This is a genomic window from Streptomyces sp. NPDC033221, assembly GCF_055577005.1.
Window position 1 is genome coordinate 328430 of sequence record NZ_JBVIQN010000006.1, and the last position, 16667, is coordinate 345096.

The 16667-nt window shown below is 74.2% G+C and carries 10 protein-coding genes and 1 pseudogene; 5 read left to right on the forward strand and 6 right to left on the reverse strand.

Annotation, left to right across the window (positions count from 1 at the left end; genetic code table 11):
- The first annotated feature begins 2 nt into the window (after positions 1-2).
- The 3 genes from ACZ53K_RS10965 to ACZ53K_RS10975 all read left to right on the forward strand — a co-directional run bounded on the left by ACZ53K_RS10965 (position 3) and on the right by ACZ53K_RS10975 (position 7387).
- On the forward strand, positions 3-1544 hold the full coding sequence (locus ACZ53K_RS10965; protein ID WP_468833926.1) for a hypothetical protein: 1542 nt from the start codon (positions 3-5) through the stop codon (positions 1542-1544).
- Positions 1545-1677: 133 nt separating this feature from the next.
- The gene (locus ACZ53K_RS10970; protein WP_468834028.1) at positions 1678-2559 is read left to right on the forward strand and encodes a hypothetical protein; all 882 of its coding nucleotides are present in this window, start codon (positions 1678-1680) and stop codon (positions 2557-2559) included.
- Between the two features lie 88 nt (positions 2560-2647).
- On the forward strand, positions 2648-7387 hold the full coding sequence (locus ACZ53K_RS10975) for a coiled-coil domain-containing protein (RefSeq protein WP_468833927.1): 4740 nt from the start codon (positions 2648-2650) through the stop codon (positions 7385-7387).
- Here the strand turns inward: ACZ53K_RS10975 and ACZ53K_RS10980 are convergent.
- The 5 genes and pseudogenes from ACZ53K_RS10980 to ACZ53K_RS11000 all read right to left on the reverse strand — a co-directional run.
- Positions 7371-8504, reverse strand: a pseudogene (locus tag ACZ53K_RS10980) (aromatic ring-hydroxylating oxygenase subunit alpha); the annotation flags it as partial. The gene ACZ53K_RS10975 and the pseudogene ACZ53K_RS10980 overlap by 17 nt on opposite strands.
- The gene (gene solA, locus ACZ53K_RS10985; RefSeq protein ID WP_468833929.1) at positions 8501-9691 is read right to left on the reverse strand and encodes an N-methyl-L-tryptophan oxidase; all 1191 of its coding nucleotides are present in this window, start codon (positions 9689-9691) and stop codon (positions 8501-8503) included. The gene solA and the pseudogene ACZ53K_RS10980, both read right to left, overlap by 4 nt.
- Before the next feature lie 51 nt (positions 9692-9742).
- Positions 9743-12208, reverse strand: a complete 2466-nt coding sequence (locus tag ACZ53K_RS10990) for a GcvT family protein (RefSeq protein ID WP_468833932.1) — start codon at positions 12206-12208, stop codon at positions 9743-9745.
- Positions 12205-13290, reverse strand: a complete 1086-nt coding sequence (locus ACZ53K_RS10995) for an S-(hydroxymethyl)mycothiol dehydrogenase (RefSeq protein WP_468833934.1) — start codon at positions 13288-13290, stop codon at positions 12205-12207. Before ACZ53K_RS10995 ends, ACZ53K_RS10990 begins: the two co-directional genes overlap by 4 nt.
- A gap of 271 nt (positions 13291-13561) precedes the next feature.
- Positions 13562-14368: an IclR family transcriptional regulator gene (locus ACZ53K_RS11000; RefSeq protein ID WP_468833937.1), complete on the reverse strand. Its 807-nt coding sequence runs from the start codon at positions 14366-14368 to the stop codon at positions 13562-13564.
- A 172-nt stretch (positions 14369-14540) separates the two neighbouring features.
- Here ACZ53K_RS11000 and ACZ53K_RS11005 point away from each other — a divergent pair, with 172 nt between their 5' ends.
- Positions 14541-14885, forward strand: coding sequence for a bifunctional 3-phenylpropionate/cinnamic acid dioxygenase ferredoxin subunit (locus ACZ53K_RS11005; protein WP_468833939.1), 345 nt, complete (start codon positions 14541-14543; stop codon positions 14883-14885).
- Entirely contained in the window at positions 14882-16108 is a 1227-nt protein-coding gene (locus tag ACZ53K_RS11010) for an NAD(P)/FAD-dependent oxidoreductase (RefSeq protein WP_468833941.1), read from the forward strand. The genes ACZ53K_RS11005 and ACZ53K_RS11010 overlap by 4 nt, the downstream gene beginning before the upstream one ends.
- Here ACZ53K_RS11010 and ACZ53K_RS11015 read toward each other — a convergent pair.
- Complete coding sequence (locus ACZ53K_RS11015) at positions 16017-16535, reverse strand: hypothetical protein (RefSeq protein WP_468833944.1); 519 nt, start codon at positions 16533-16535, stop codon at positions 16017-16019. The genes ACZ53K_RS11010 and ACZ53K_RS11015 overlap by 92 nt on opposite strands.
- Positions 16536-16667: the final 132 nt, after the last annotated feature.

Here is a 16667-nt window from a genome sequence, read left to right on the forward strand (position 1 = left end):
ACGTGACTTTTCCTGCCCCGGGGACCGCTGCGTCCCAGCTCAACGGCGTGGCCCGGCCCGAAGGCCCCTCCCGGCCCGCGCCGGGCCCGGCCGCCGACGAGGGCCTGGCCCGCCGGCTGCGCGCCCTCGCGTGCACCGCGCCGCTGCACGACCTGGACGCGCGCAAGGCCAACCTCGCCGGTGAGTACGGGGTGTATGCGATGGCGGAGGTGGCGCTCGCCGCCATCGACCTGGTCACGCTGCACATGGACTTCGACACCGGCGCCGACCACGAGCAGATAGTGGCCAGGCTGCTCCCGCGCATCGCCGCGCAGACCCCGCGCCGCCCCGCGGCCGAGCACGAGCGCGTCGCCCGCTGGGTGCTGGAGAACCTGATCAACGTCGGCAGCGTCGACCGCGGCTTCCGCGCCGTGTACGGCACGTTCGGCCCCGAGGGCGAGTACGTCCGCCGTGACTACGACTTCAAGCTCATCGAGGAGGTCCCCGGGCCCGGCGGCGGGGTCTACCTCCGGACGACCGACGAAGCCGTCAACGTCCTGGTCGGCGCCCTCGACACGGACGTGACGAGCGCCCAGATCGCCGCCGAGGTCAAGCTGGAGGTGCTCATCAGCCGCGGCCGGCTGGCGGACGCCCAGCTCGCCGCCGAGCAGGCCCGCTACCGCACCGTGCAGTACGCCGAGACGCTGCGCCGCACCCTGGACGCCACCCGCCGCAACGTCCGCGCGGTGGACTGGCTGCGCGCCGTCCCCGACATGATCGCCGAAGCCCTCGACCATGTCGCCGACCGCTACCGCCACGAGAACGCCATCCTCACCAACATCCGCAAGGCCCGCGACGAGACCGAGGACCAGGAGAACAAGCGGCGCGCCGCCGAGCTGGTCGACATCGTCAGGGACTGCATCCGCCGGCACACCCAGCTGCAGTCCCGGCTGCTGGAGGCGGGCCCGCTCTTCCGCGCCGAGCAGGACCGCCAGGCGTTCGCGCCGCCCGCCGGACGCTCCGGCCTCGACCTGTACGGCCAGCTCGTCGCCCCGGTCCTGCCGCTGCCCGTGGAACAGGCCACCCGGGTCACCGACGCCTTCTTCGCGCGCGGCACGGGCTTCCGTACGGGCACCTCCGTACGGCTCGGCGACCTCGTCGGCCTGCTCTTCCAGCCGCCCGTCGAACGTGAGCACCTGGGCGCCGAGATGCCCGAGCCGGACCTGATCGCCACCCCGGACGACAGCCGCTTCTCCGAGGAGCAGCTGGAAGCCGCGCAGACCCTGCTCGACCTGCCCGCCGACGCGCCCCGCCGGCTGTCCGGACTGCTCGCCGAAGCACGCCGCAGCGACCCGGACCTGCCGTACCTGGTCGCCCTGCTGGCGGTGCACGCGGCCAGCCCGCCGGTCGGCACCGCCTACCGCCAGGGCGAACAGCACCTGCTCTTCGCCGTCGACGACGGCACCGTGCTGGAGGACGAGGAGTTCGGCGGCGCCGACCTCATCGTCGGCAAGGCCCTGCTGGACGCGGCGGGCATGGCGGCCGACCGCTCGGAGGTGGCGTGATGCCGGCGGCCGGACAGAGCGCGCGCAGGACGCCGTCAGCAGAGCGGCACAAGGAAGTTCGCATGGAGGTACGGGCGTGAGTGAGTACGGAACCGGCGCCGAGGGCGGCGTCGAAGACCCGGCGCAGGCAGACCTGACCGCCGCGGCGGAGCAGCCGGCCTGGACCGCGCCCGCCCCGGCGGGCCCCGCCCCCGTCACGCCCGCCGACGCCGCGGACGCCGCGCGGCTGGTCTCCTTCGGGCTCCAGCCCAAGCTGCTGCCCGCCCGGGACGCCGAGTACGGCGAACTGCTCCGCCGCTACCGCGACGAGCCCGCCTTCGCGCGCCTCGCCGACGCCGTCGCCACCGGCCTCGGCCTGGTCGTCCTGGAGGTGTCCCCGCGCGCCGGGATGGCCGTCACCGCCGACGAGGACTCCGTCTTCGCCGTACGGATGGGCGACTACGCCCGCCGCGCCTCCGCCGACTCCGCCGACCGCTTCCTGCACGGCCTGGCCCACCTCGCCGTCGCCGCGATGTCCTTCCCGCGCCCCGAGGACCTCGCCGACGACGGCTACATCGGCCGGATCACCGTCAACGGCGTGGACGCCTTCGTCCGGCAGGCGTGCCGCCGCCTGGAGGAGCGCGCCGAAGAGCAGGGCGAGAACACCGACCCGGCCACCGGCGCCCCCGGCCTGGAAGCCGCCTGGCGGACCTACGCGCGGCGCAGCGCCACCGGCGCCACCAAGGACGCGCGGCGGCTGGCCGGTTCGACCACCGGCATCATCGCCAAGGCCGTCGCCTTCCTCGTCGACTCCGGCTTCCTCCAGCGCACCGGCGACGACGCCGGCGGCGCGTACCGCACCACCGCCCGCTACCAGCTCCAGGTGCGCGACATGGCGGGCAGCGCCGCCATGGCCGAACTGCTGGAGCTGGGCGTCGTCCCGGTCGGCGACGGCAGCGCCAGCCTGCTGCCCGCCGAGGACACCGACGACCTCGACCTGGTCTCCGACGCGGGACTGCCCTTCCACTCCTCCTGACCGCCCGGGGCCGCACACCACCGGCCCCGCCCCCACCGACCGCCGGTCCACCGACCACCGTCCGCCCACACAACGAGAGTCCGCCGCCATGTACGAGCTGTCCCGGGTCCGCCTCTACTCCATCGGGCCCGCCGGTGCGCGCTACGCCGACACCGTGCTGGACCTGCGCGGAGTCGGCGCGCCCGTGCCCGACCCGGCGCCGGCGCAGGCGGACTTCTTCGAGGACGAACCGGTCGGCCCGCCGCGCCGCCCCGCCCCCGCCGGTGTCCTCTTCCTGGAGAACGGCGGCGGCAAGTCCGTCCTGCTCAAGCTCATCTTCTCGGTGATGCTGCCCGGCCACCGCAACACCCTGGGCGGCGCCAGCTCCGGCGTGCTGCGCAAGTTCCTGCTCGCCGACGACTGCGGTCACGTCGCCCTGGAGTGGCAGCACACCCTCACCGGCGAGACCATCGTCGTCGGCAAGGCCAGCGAGTGGCGCGGCCGGCAGGTCTCCAACGACCCGCGCAAGTTCGCCGAGGCGTGGTACAGCTTCCGCCCCGGCCCGGGGATGAGCCTGGACTCGCTGCCGGTCGCCGAGGCCACCATCGTCCGCCCGCGCGGCGAGCCGACGGAGGGCGCCTCGGGGGCCCGGGGCCGCCGCCGTACGATGAAGGGCTTCCGCGACGCCCTGGTCGAGGCCGGCAAGAACTACCCCAACCTGGACGTCTCCTGGGTCGAGATCCACGAGCGGTGGAACGAACACCTCGGCGAACTGGGCCTGGACCCCGAACTGTTCCGCTACCAGCGGGAGATGAACGCCGACGAAGGCGAGGCCGCCGGCCTCTTCGCCGTCAAGAACGACTCCGACTTCACCGACCTGCTGCTGCGCGCGGTCACCGACACCCGCGACACCGACGGCCTCGCCGACCTGGTGCACGGCTTCGCGCACAAGCTGGGACGCCGCGCCGAACTGACCGCCGAGCGCGACTTCACCGCCGGTTCGCTGGACCTCCTGTCCCGTATCGCGGACGCCGCCGAGCAGCGCGAAACCGCCCGTGAGGTACACGCCGGCGCCGAACGCCGCACCCGCACGCTCGCCCAGCGGCTGCACGCCCGCGGCACCGAGGAGCGCGGCCGCGCCGCCGAGTTCGCCGAGCAGGTCGCCACCGCCGCGCACGCGGTCACCGACGCCGAGCGGGTGCGCGAGCGCCGCGCGCTGATCTCCGCCGAGATCGCCTACCGGCACGCCTCGCTGGCCCTCGCCGCCGCCGAGAAGGGCGCCGCCGCCCAGCGCCGCGAGCTGAACGACGCCCGTACGCTGCACTCCGCCTGGCAGGCCGCCGAGACCGTGCTGCGCCACCGCACCGCCGCCGACCGGGCCACCCGCGTCGCCGCCGCGATCCGCGAGGCCGAGCGGGACGCCGCGCCCGCGCTCGCCGCCCGGACGAAGGCCGCCACCGAGCTGGTGCGCGCCCTCCAGGGCGCCGCCGGCATCAGCGAGGGCATCGCCAACGAGCAGGAGGAGCGCTCCGCCGCCCTCCAGGACACCAGCGACACCGCGCACCGCGACGCCACCGCCGCCGCCACCCACGCCCAGCGCGCCCGCAGCGAGGCCGAACACCTCAAGCAGCGCCTCGCCGAGGTCGAGCAGGAGACCTCCGAAGCCGTACGGGCCGGCTGGCTCGACGACTCGGCGCCGGACGCCGACCCGGCCCGCGCCGCGCTGGCCGCCTCGGACGCGGAGAAGGCCACGGTCGAGGGCTGGGAAGCGGCCCGCGAGGCCGCCACCCGCTCCGCCGACCGGGCCCGGGAGGCCGCCACCCGCCTCGCCGCCGCCGAACTGGCCGCGGCCCGCGCCGAGGACGCCGCCCAGGCCGCGGAGCGCGCGTACGACGCCGAGCGGCAGGCCGCCGAATCGATCGGCGCCGAACAGCGCCTCGCCGACCTGCTCGGGCTGCCGCAGACGCAGGCCAGGGCAGGCGTGCCCGGGCAGCGCGCGGGGGACGAAACCGGCGAGGGTGACGCTCCCCGCCGCGTCCCGCGTCCCGCCTCCGAAGGCCCCCTGACCGCCGAAGAACTCGACCGCAACGCCGACGACCTGCGCGAACTCCTCGACGAGAGTGTCGCCTCCGCCGAGCGCCAGCTCTTCGACCTGCGCACCGCCGCCGCCGACGACGCCCGTATCCTCGGCGCGCTGGGCGACGGCGGCCTGCTGCCGCCCGGCCCCGACGTGCTCGCCGCCGTCGAGTACCTGGGCGAGCACGGCGTGCCCGCGCTGCCCGGCTGGCGCTACCTCGCCCAGTCCGTCGACCCCGCCGACCACACCCGCGTACTGGCCGCCCGCCCCGAGCTGGTCGACGGCGTCATCATCACCGACCCGGAGACCCACGCCCGCGCCCGCGACGTGCTCGCGCAAGCCGCGCTGCTGCCGCGCTCCACCGTCGCCGTCGGCACCGCCGCCGCCCTCCTCGCGCCCACCCCGGCGCCGGATGCCCAGGACAGCGGCGTCTTCCTCGTCCCGCCGAACCCGGCCATGCACGACGAGTCCGCCGCCGACGAGGAGCGCCAGGCGCTGCGGGCCCGCGCCATAGAGCGGGACGACGAGATCCGCACCCTCGCCTCGCGCCTGGCGGGCGACCGCGCGCTGGCCGCCCGCCTCTCCTCCTGGCGCACCGGCTGCCCGCCCGGCCGCCTCGCCGAACTGGCCACCGCCGCCGAGGAAGCCCGTACGGCCGCCGACACCGCCGCCGGGGAACTGGCCGAGGTGCGCACGGTACGCGCCGAGGCCGACGAGGAGGCCGCCGAGACTGCCCGGGTGCGCGATCAGCGGCAGGAGGCCGCGCAGCGCGCCCGCCGGGTCGCCGACGCCCTCGCCGGGCTCGCCCACCGGTTGCGCGAACGCGCCTCCTGGCAGGTCAGGCTGCGTGAACTGGCCGACGAATCTGCCGAGTTGGAGGCCCGCGCCGAGGAGTGCGTAGACCGGGCGCGGGCCGCGGACGAGGACCGCCGCACCGCCCAGCGCGCCGCCGACGACGCCCGCCGCACCGCCCACGCGCTGCGCGCCGAACGCGCCGAGATCGCCGGTGTGCCGGACGACATCGGCGAGGCCGGCACCGAGCCCGCGGCGGGCTCGCTGCCTTCGCTCCGTGAGGCCTACCGCGCCGCCTCCCAGCTGTACGAAAAGGTGGGCGTCGGCGCCGACCTGCGCGCCGAACAGGCCCGCGCCGAAGGCGACGAGAGCGCCGCGCTCGCCGAGCTGAACCGCCTCACCAACAAGGTCCGCACCCGCGCCGAACAGCTCCTGGAAAGCCCCGACGCCGCCGACGGCCCGTCCCGGCAGGCCGCGTCCGCCCGCGCCGAGGCCCTGGTCGCCCGGCTGGAGGCCCGCGCCTCCGCCGCCAGCGAGCAGCTCGGCCGGCTGCGCGGCGAGGCCGAACGGCTCGCCCCGGCCGACGGCGAGGCACACACCGAACTGCCCGAGGACATGGTCCCCGCCGACGCGGACCGCGCCAAGGAACTGCTGCGCACCGCGAACGCCGAACTGACCACCGCCGACGACGCGCTGGAGACGGCCCGCGCCACCCACACCGAACTGCTGCGCGCCCACCGCGCCGCCGAGGACGCCGCCGCCGGCTTCGACGAGACCGCCGCCATGCTGCGCGACCTGCTGCGCGACCCCCAGGAGGACGAGGGCGAGCGCCCCGAACCGTACGCGGGCCGCCTGGAGGACGCCCGGCAGGCCGCCGCCGAGTCCCGCCGCTCGCTGCGCGGCTGCGCGAGCGACCTGTCGGCGGCCGATTCCGCGGTCCGCGAGGCCAGCGACGTGCTCGTACGGCACGCCAACTCCACCAAGTACGAGCAGGTCCGCACACCCGCGCGGCAGCAGATCCGCGAACTGCCCGCCGCCGCGCTGCCCGAGCACGCCGCCAAGTGGGCCGACGCCTTCGCGCCGCGGCTGCGGGTGCTCACCGACGAACTGGCCCAGCTCGAACGCAACCGCGACAGCATTGTGGACCGGCTGCGCGGCCTGGTCGACTCGTCCCTGACGACGCTGCGCTCCGCCCAGCGGCTTTCCCGGCTCCCCGAGGGCCTGGGGGAGTGGTCCGGGCAGGAATTCCTGCGCATCCGCTTCGACGACCCGGACCAGGCCACGCTCACCGAGCGGCTGGGCGAGGTGATCGACGAGGCCACGCGCTCCGCGGTCAAGAAGAACAGCGACCTGCGGCGCGACGGCATGTCCCTGCTGCTGCGCGGCGTCGGCGCGGCGCTCCAGCCGCGCGGCGTGGCCGTGGAGATCCTCAAGCCGGACGCGGTGCTGCGCGCCGAGCGCGTCCCGGTCGGGCAGATGGGCGACGTGTTCTCCGGCGGCCAGCTGCTGACCGCGGCCATCGCCCTGTACTGCACGATGGCCGCGCTGCGCAGCAACGACCGCGGCCGCGACAAGCAGCGGCACGCCGGCACGCTGTTCCTGGACAACCCCATCGGCCGCGCCAACGCGACGTACCTGCTGGAGCTCCAGCGCGCCGTCGCCGACGCGCTGGGCGTTCAGCTCCTCTACACCACCGGCCTCTTCGACACCACCGCGCTCGCCGAGTTCCCGCTGGTCATCCGCCTGCGCAATGACGCGGACCTGCGGGCCGGGCTGAAGTACATCAGCGTCGAGGAGCATCTGCGGCCCGGCCTGCCGCAGCAGGACCCCGAGTCCGAGCCGGTGCACGGGAAGATCACGGCGACGCGGATGTACCGGCGTCCGGAGGACGAGCGGCCGCAGGTCCGGCAGGAGACGCGGTACCAGCCGGAGTCTCAGGAGCCGCAGGAGCACCCGGAGCCCCAGGCAGCAGCCGAGTGACCCACCGGTGGAAGTCGCCGATGTGGTGCTCGCTGGGGACGAGCACCCCGCCGGCCCGGTAGGCCCGCGAGTCCATCGCGGGCTGGGTCCGCTCGCAGGCCGCGAAATCCTGCGCGTTGACCCGGTGGAAGAGCTCCACCGACCGGGTCAGGTCGGCCCCCGAGGCGACGACCTCGGGGGCGTACAGCCAGTCGCATTCCACGATCGTGCGGTCCGCGGCCAGCGGGAACATCCGGTGCACGATGACATGGTCGGGCACGAGGTTGAGGAAGACCTGCGGGCGGACGGTGATGGCATAGTAGCGGCGGTCCTGGCTCTCCTCGATGCCCGCGATCCGGGCGAAGCCGCCGCTGCCGTCGACCGTGAACCCCTCGGCTTCGTCCGCGAACGCCGCGCCGTGCCCCACGAAGTACTGCGCGGCGAAGCCGTCCGCGAACTCCGGGAGTACGTCGGTGAGTTCGGGGTGGATGGTGGCGCAGTGGTAGCACTCCATGAAGTTCTCGACGATCAGCTTCCAGTTGGCGCGCACGTCGTAGGTGATACGCCGCCCGAGGTCCAGCCGGTCCATCCCGTACCGCTCGATCGCCTCCGCGCCGCCCAGCCGTTCGCTGACCGCGCCGGTCACCGTCTCCTCGAACGACGGCGGCTCGTCGGCCAGGCACACCCACACATAGCCCAGCCACTCGCGCAGCCGGACCGGCAGCAGCCCGCGCTCGGAGCGGTCCACGTCCGGCATCCGCTGGAGGTTGGGCGCGGCCACCAGCCGCCCGTCCAGGTCGTACGTCCAGGCGTGGTACGGGCACTGGAGGTTGCGCCGCACCTCGCCGGACTCCTCGGTGCACAGCCGGGCGCCCCGGTGGCGGCACACGTTGAGGTAGGCGCCGAAGCCGCCGCGCCGGTTGCGGACGATCAGTACGCTCTCCCGGCCGACCTGCACCGTACGGAACGCGCCGGGCCGTGGCAGGTCGGCGGCGCGCACCGCGCAGCACCACAGCGACTCGAAGACGTGCTGCTGTTCCTGGCGGAAGACGGCGGGGTCGGTGTAGGAGGAGCCGGGGAGGGTGCTGGTGAGGCTGGTGCCCGTGGTGCTTCCGGCGGTCTCGGGAGCGAGGGTCATCGGACACCTCCTGAGGCGTACGGGACGGCCGGGGCGGCCGCGGTCGGGCGCCCGGCTGCGAACAGGCCGACGGGGTGCGCGGTCCGCCCGGTCAGCGCCAGGTCGGCGAGGATCTCGCCCACGACCGGTACGAACTTGAAGCCATGGCCGGAAAATCCGCAGGCCACGGTTACGGCATCACGGTGCGCCGGGTGCCGCGCGATGACGAAGTGCTCGTCGGGGGTGTTGGTGTACATACAAGCGACGGACTTCAGGTGGCGGCCGGGCAGCGACGGCAGCAACCGGGCCGTCTGCCCGGCCATCGCCCGTATCTCGTCCTCGTGCACGGTCCGGTCGATGGTCTCCGGCGTGCAGACGGCACCCCGCCGGAAGAACGCCACCTTCGCGCCGCGCCCCGGGCCGTCGATGGCGGGAAAGCCGTAGATCTGTACGCCGCCGGTGTCCTCCCAGATGTAGATGGGGTGCCGCTCCGGTACGTACGGGCCGGTGCCGCCGGTGGGCTCGAACCAGTGCATGATCTGCCGCTCGACGCTGAACGCCACCCCGAGATCGGCCAGCAGGTCCGACGCCCAGGCCCCGGGACAGATCACCAACTGCCCTGCCGTGTACACGTCCTCCGGTGTGTGGACCCGCACACCGCGCCCGCCGGGCAGCGCCTCCCACCGGGTGACCGGCTCCTGGAAGCGGAGTTCCGCACCGTGCCGAGTGGCGAGCTGGAGCTGCGCGGCGACGGTGTTCTCGGGGCGCAGGAACCCGGCGCGGGCCTCGTACAGGGCGATCTCGCCGTCGGCCGGGGTGAGTGTCGGGAAGCGGTGCCGGACCTCCCGCGCGTCCAGCATCTCGTGGGGCAGGTCCCAGGTACGGGCCGAGCGCAGCGATCCGGCGACGGTACGGCTCTCCGGCCGGCCGAGCATCACCCCGCCGCACAGCGTGGCGATGCGCCGCCCGGTGGCACGTTCCAGTTCCTCGTACAGCTCGTAGGCGCGCAGCAGCAGTGGTACGTACGCCGGGTCCTCGAAGTACGACTGGCGGGTGATGCGCGAACCGCCGTGACTGGAGCCGCGGGCGTGCACCGGGCCGAATCGTTCCAGCCCCAGCACGCGGGCGCCGCGCGCGGCCAGCTGGTGGGCCGCGGCGCTGCCCATGCCGCCGAGGCCGAGCACGATCACGTCATGGGTGGGGGACAAGTGGACCTCCCGGGTCGGCGGGGACACCCGACTGGTGCGGGCAGCAGCGCCCTAGCTGCGGATACGTTCCATCGCGGGGTCGAACAGCGGCTCGGCGGCGACGGTCGCGGCGGCCTTCTCCCCGAAGTACTCGATGTGCACGGCCGTCCCGGGCACCGCGGCACGCGCCGGAAGCCACGCGTACGCGACCGTCCGCCCGACGGAGTAGCCGTACGCCGCACTGGTCACATAGCCCGCGGGGGCGCCGTCCACGTACACCGGTTCCTTGCCCAGGACGACCGCTGCCGGGTCGTCGAGCGTCAGGCACGTCAGCCTGCGCCGCACGGTGCCGGCCGACCGCCTCTCCAGGGCCGCACGCCCCACGAAGTCGCCCTTGTCCATGCGGACGGCCCAGCCCAGACCCGCCTCGTACGGGTCGTGCTCGGTGGTCATGTCCTGCCCCCAGGCGCGGTAGCCCTTCTCCAGGCGGAGGCTGGTGAAGGCGCTGCGCCCGGCAGCGACCACGCCGTACGGCTGCCCGGCCGCCCAGAGCGTGTCCCACAGGCGCAGGCCCAGGTCGGCGCTGGTGTACAGCTCCCAGCCCAGCTCGCCGACGTACGACAGCCGCATCGCGGTCACCGGCACCTCGCCGAGGTACGCCTGCTTCGCCTTGAAGTAGCCGAACGCGCGGTGCCCGAAGTCGGTGCGGGTCAGCGGCTGTACGAGGTCCCGGGCGCGCGGGCCCCAGACGCCGATGCAGCAGGTGCCGGGGGTGATGTCGCGGACCTGCACGCCGGCGGGGGCGTGCCGGGTCAGGTGGTCGAGGTCCATGCCGCTGTTGACGCCGACCTGGAAGCGGTCGGCCGCCAGGCGGGCCACGGTCAGGTCGCTGCGGATGCCGCCCGCGTCGTCCAGCAGCAGCGTGTACGTGACCGAGCCGGGCTTCTTCGCGAGCTGGTTGGTGGTCAGGTACTGGAGGAAGTCCAGCGCGCCCGGGCCGCTGACCTCCAGCCGCTTCAGCGGTGTCATGTCGTACAGCGCGACCCGTTCCCGGGTGGCGCGCGCCTCGGCCGCGGCGACCGGCGACCAGTGGCGGGCGGACCAGGCGTCCCGCTCCGGCAGTGCGATGCCGTCCGCCAGCGGGGCGTTGGCCTCGTACCAGTGCGGGCGCTCCCAGCCGGTGCCTTCGAGGAAGTACGCGCCGAGGTCCCGCTGCCGCTCGTGGAAGGGGCTGACGCGCAGCGGGCGGGGGCGGCGCAGCGGCTGGAGCGGGTGGATGACGTCGTACACCTCGGCGAACTGCTGCTGCCCGCGCTCGGCCACGTAGGCGGGGGAGAGCTGGGCCTCCTCGAAGCGGGAGATCTCGCACTCGTGCACGTCGGTGGCGGGGCGCCCCTCGGTGAGCCATTCGGCGACCGCCTTGGCGACGCCCGCCGCGTGGGTCACCCACACCGCCTCGGCCAGCCAGAAACCGCGCAGTCCGGGCGCCTCGCCGAGCAGCGGCATCCCGTCGGGGGTGAAGGAGAAGACCCCGTTGAAGCCCTCCTCGACCCGCGTTCCGTCCAGGGCGGGCAGCAGCCAGCGGCTGTCGTCCCAGCTCGGGGCGAAGTCCTCGGCGGTGAAGGGGAGCGAGGAGGGCATCACGGGCGCGTCGTCGAAGGCGGGCACGGCGGACGGGTCGACGGGCATCGGGCGGTGCGCGTACGAGCCGATGCCGATCCGGCCCGTACCGTCGGCACTGTCTTCTCCATGCTCGCGGAAGTACAGGTCGCGTTCCTGGAAGCGCAGGATCGGCCGCCGGCCGTCCGGACCGGCGAACGCGGACGTCTTCACGTACTGGTGCGCCAGCGGCAGCAGCGGTACGGACACGCCCGCCATGGCCCCGGTCACCGGGCCCCAGAAGCCCGCCGCCGAGACCACCACATCCGCGGGGAAAGTGCCCCGGTCGGTGACGACGGCGGTGACCCGGCCCGCTTCCCGCTCGATGCCCGTGACGGTGTGCCGGTCCAGGAAGCGGGCGCCGCGGGCCCGGGCGCGTACGGTCTGCGCGCGGGCGGCGGGCAGCGCCCTGGCCAGTCCGTCACCGGGTGTGTGGAAGCCGCCCAGCACCTTCGCCGCGTCCAGCATCGGCCACAGTCCGGCGCACCGCCGGGCGTCGACCAGCTCACCCTCGATGCCCCAGGAGGCGGCGAGCCCGGCCTTGCGGTGCAGTTCGGCCCACTGCTCCTCGGTGGCGGCGATCTCCAGTCCGCCGACGGTGTCGAAGCACGGCTGTCCGTTCTCGGTGAGGGCGGAGAACTTCTCGACCGTGTACATGGCGAAGTCGCTCAGCGTCTTGGAGAGATTGGTACGGAAGACGAGTCCGGGCGCGTGCGAGGTGGAGCCGCCCGGGGCGTGCAGCGGGCCCTGCTCCAGCACGGTGACGTCGTGCACGCCGCGTGCGGTCAGCTCGTCGGCGAGCGAGCAGCCGACGATGCCCGCGCCGATGATCACGATGCGGGGCGGCACCGCACCGCCCGTACCGGCCCGGGCGTTCACAGGACCACCACCGAACGCAGCACCTCACCGCGCCGCATCCGCGCGAACGCCGCCTCCACGTCCGCCAGGCCGACCGTCTCCGAGACGAACGCGTCCAGGTTCAGCTTGCCGCTCAGATGCAGGTCGATCAGGACCGGGAAGTCCCGGCTGGGCAGGCAGTCGCCGTACCAGGAGGACTTCAGGGCCCCGCCGCGCGCGAACACGTCGAGCAGCGGCAGCTCGATCAGCATGTCCGGCTCCGGGACACCGACCTGCACCAGCGTGCCCGCCAGATCCCGCATGTAGAAGCCCTGCCGGAACGTCTCCGGACGGCCCACCGCGTCGATCACGACATCGGCGCCGTGCCCGCCGGTCAGCGCCCGCACCGCCTCGACGGGGTCGGTGCCACGGGAGTTGACGGTGTCGGTGGCGCCGAACCGCTCGGCGGCGTCCAGCTTGCCGTCGTCGATGTCCACCGCGATGACCCGGCGCGCCCCGGCCCGGGAGGCCCCGGCGATGGCCGCGTTGCCGACACCGCCGCAGCCGATCACCGCCACCGTGTCCCCGCTGCCCACGCCCCCGGTGTGCACCGCGGCCCCGTACCCGGCCATCACCCCGCAGCCGATCAGCCCCGCGGCCTCGGGGCGGGCCGCCGGGTCGGCGCGCACCGCCTGCCCGGCGGCGACCAGCGTCTTCTCGGCGAAGGCGCCGATGCCCAGGGCCGGGGTGAGCGGGGTGCCGTCGAGCAGGGTCATCGGCTGGGCGGCGTTACGGGAGTCGAAGCAGTACCAGGGGCGGCCGCGACGGCAGGAGCGGCACCGGCCGCAGGGCGCGCGCCAGGCGAGCACCACATAGTCGCCCGGCGCGAGCCCGGTGACGCCGGGGCCGGTGACCTCGACGACACCGGCGGCCTCATGGCCGAGCAGATACGGGAAGTCGTCGCCGACGGCGCCCTCGCGGTAGTGCAGGTCGGTGTGGCACACCCCGCACGCCTGCACGGTGACGAGGACTTCGCCCGGCCCGGGATCGGGGACGAGGACCGGCAGCACCTCGACGGGGGCGCCCTTCTTGGCGGCGACGACGGCGCGGGCTTCGTGCGGCATGACTCACTCCTAAACAGCGCCTGCGGGGCAGGGGCGGGTGTGTGGAGCTGGCACGGATGCCGTTATGGGGGATTGCGGAGGCGCGCGGGGACCACGGGACCCGGGGACCGCACGGGGCTCGGAGGGAACCGGAGGAGGCGCAGGAGACCGTGCAGACAAACGAACGCCCGGTGGAATCCCTTGTGTTGCCCATGACGCGCAATGTTGCGTCATGAGAGACATGCTGGAAGCCTGTGAGCGATCCGTCAAGGGGTGGCCGGGTGGCCGCCCGTCAGCCCGCGAAACCCATCCGGCGGGACAGGTCGGCGGCCGCCTTCACCGCCTGCCCGGCCAGCTCCCCGAGCAGCCCCTCCGCCATCCGGTACGCCGGCCCCGAGACGCCGATCGCGCCGATCACGGCCCCGTCGTGGGCCCGTACCGGCGCCGCCACCGCGTTCAGCCCGATCTCCAGCTCCTCGCAGGAGCACGCGTACCCCTCGTCGGCCGCGGCGGTCAGCTGGCGGCGCAGTTCGCCGGGCGTGGTGAGGGTGTTGGCGGTGAAGCGGGCGGGCTTGCGTTCCACCAGGCGCTCGCGGCGCTCCCTGGGCAGGTGCGCGAGCAGCACCTTGCCGCTCGCGGTGGCGTGCAGGGGCGTGCGCCGGCCCAGCCAGTTGTACGCGGTGACCGCCGCGGCGCCGCGCGCCTGCATGATGTTGACCGCCGCGTCCCCGTCCAGGACGGCGATGTTGGCGGTCTCCCCGGTCTCGTCGGCGAGTGCCCGGCACACCGGCTGGCCCTCCTGCGAGATGTCCAGGCGGATGGCGGCGGCGCCGGCCAGCCGCAACACCCCAGCCCCCAGGTGGTACTTGCCGCGCTCGTACTCCTGCTCCACGAGCCCGCGGCGCTCCAAGACCCCCAGGATGCGGAAGGCGGTGGACTTGTGCACCCCCAGCTCCTCGGCGATCTCGGTGACCCCGGCCTCGCCGATTCGGGCCAGGATCTCCAGCACGCTCACCGCGCGGTCCACGGACTGGACGGATCCGGCCGTGCCCCGCTTGTCCTCGGACCGGTCGTCGGCTGCCTCGGTCGTCTTCGCCATGAGTTCTAGCGTCACCACCCGCTGGCCCCGGCGGGGCACCTTGAAGGGGTACGGCCAAGAAGCGCAGGCGGCCTCTTGACGGCACACGTCCCGGACTGGATTCTGTTGCGCAATGCGCTATGCGATGCGTTATTCAGAACGCCATGATACCGATCAGCGCTGAGGGGGCCAGATGATTCCCGTCTGCCGCACCGAGGACCTGCCCGAAGGCGGGGCCGTACGGATCGAGCTCGACGCCACCACACCCGCCATCGCCGTCTTCCGCAGCGACGGCGCGCTCTATGCCCTCGACGACACGTGCAGCCACCAGGACGCCTCGCTCTCGGAGGGCTGGGTGGAGGGCTGCCAGGTCGAATGCCCGCTGCACGCCGCGCTGTTCGACCTGCGCACCGGCATGCCCAGCTGTCTGCCGGCCCGCCGTCCCGTCCGCACCCACGAGGTCACCGAGGCGGGCGGCATGATCCATGTCCGGCCCGCCGCGCGGGGGAGCGCCGTACGGGAAGACGCCTACGCATGAGGACCGTCACCGTCGTCGGCGCCTCGCTGGCCGGGCTGTACGCGGCACGGGCGCTGCGCGCCGAAGGGTTCGACGGGCGGCTGGTGATCGTCGGCGCCGAGCGCCACCGCCCGTACGACCGGCCGCCGCTGTCCAAGGCCTTTCTTACCCAACGTCCGCCCAATGCGCTGGAGTTGGGCCAGCTCCAGTTGTGTGGCCGGGAAGAGGAGGAAGAACTGGCCGCCGAGTGGCACCTCGGCACCCGGGCCACCGCACTGGACACCGTAGGACGCACGGTGACCCTCGACGACGGCCGCACGGCGCGCACCCTGCGCACCGACGGCGTCGTCATCGCCACCGGAGCCACCCCGCGGACCCTGCCCGGTCCGCCGCTCGCCGGAGTACACGTCCTGCGCACCTACGACGACGCCCGCGCACTGCGCGCCGCCCTGCACGAGGGTACGCCCCGCGTGGTCGTCATCGGCGGCGGCTTCATCGGCGCCGAAGCGGCCTCGTCCTGTGCCGCCCTCGGACTGCCGGTGACCATCGTGGAAGCCGCGCCGCTGCCGCTGATGCCCCAGCTCGGCCCGGACCTGGCACGGATCTGCGCCGGACTGCACGCCGATCACGGGGTGCGGCTGCTGTGCGGTACGGGTGTCAGAGGGCTGCGTGACGACGGAAGGGGCCGGGTACGGGCCGTCGAACTCGCCGACGGGCGGCTGCTGGACGCCGACGCGGTGATCGTCGGGATCGGGGTGCGCCCCGCCACCGGCTGGCTGGCCGGCTCCGGGCTGCGCCTGGACGACGGGGTGGTGTGCGACGCGGGCGGCGTGACGTCCGTACCGCAGGTCGTCGCCGTGGGCGACGCGGCCCGCTGCGCGGAAGTGCGCAGCGAACACTGGACCAGCGCCACCGAACAGCCCGGCCCGGCCGTGCGCAACCTGCTCGCCGGGACCACCGTCGCACGGCACACCGCCGTGCCCTACTTCTGGTCGGACCAGTACGGGACGCGCATCCAGCTGGCCGGCCGGCGCGGGCCGCTGGACACCGTACGCATCGTCGAGGGCGCCCCCGGCGACCGCAGCTTCCTGGCCGTCTGCGAACGCGACGGGCACACCACGGCAGCGCTCGCCGTCAACCGCCCCCGGCCCTTCATGCGGCTGCGCCGCCGACTCGTGGCGGCCGCCTCCGTGCCTTGCGGGCCTCCCGCCGTGCCTGCCGGCGCTCCCGGCGCAGCGTCCTAGCCGTACTGCTCGGCTGCGAGCGGACCCCGTTGCGCTGCACCCACACCTGGCGCGTCACCCAGACGTCCAGCACCGCCCAGGTCCCGACCACCGTGCTCGCGACCGTACTGAGCACCGCCGGAAAGGCGAACCAGGCGCCCGCCATCGTGCAGAAGAACGCCACCATGGCCTGAATGAGAGTCAGCGCCGCGATGATGACGGCACGCACCGCCGCCGTGCGCACCGGGTCGGCCATCCGGGGCCGGGCCGCCGGCTCCTCCTGCCACAGTGCGCGCCTGCCGCCGCCCAGGTAAGCGTCACCGTCTTCGTGAACCATCTTCGGCGTCACTCTCCCCGTACCCGCACGAACCCGCCTGCCCCGTACTCCGGTGCCTGCCCGGCTTTCACCCGTTGCATGTCCGCCCCGGGACGCATCACCGCCCACCATGGTCACGAACGGGAACGCCGGCCGGTTCCCGGCGGATGTGATTTTCGGCCAACCGCTGGGACGTATGAGCGGGAGCGGGGGAGGTGTTCGAGGCCACATGTGTGGGAGGGTTGTCCGGTAATCAGCCGACAA